This is a genomic window from Pseudomonas sp. PS02290 (assembly GCF_029960075.1).
Classification (GTDB): Bacteria; Pseudomonadota; Gammaproteobacteria; order Pseudomonadales; family Pseudomonadaceae; genus Aquipseudomonas.
The window spans coordinates 1-254 of the sequence record NZ_JASCOY010000257.1; the positions used below are offsets into that span (position 1 = coordinate 1).

The window sequence follows — 254 nt, forward strand, 5'->3', positions numbered from 1 at the left end:
GGCATCAACTGTGCGATGGCCCCTGTGGAGGCACCCAGCCGCACACGCCCGGCCAAGCCCTGCACCTGACGCTCCACGTCCTCAAGCGCCTGCTCCGCATCCGCCAACAGGCGCCGCGCGCGCTCCAGGGGTTTGGGGAGCAATGGAACCAAAAACCAACGTAAGCTCTGAATCCCACCGTAAAGGGGCTTTCCGATCTCCAGCTCACCCGCCAGGCATTACTCTCTGATCAGTGCCTCGATGATCGGGCAGAT

Annotated in this window: 1 pseudogene; it reads right to left on the bottom strand. The window is 63.0% G+C overall.

What is annotated here, in order from left to right:
- A pseudogene (locus tag QMX88_RS29410) lies at nt 1-128 on the bottom strand (LysR family transcriptional regulator); the annotation flags it as partial.
- Nucleotides 129-254 lie beyond the last annotated feature (126 nt).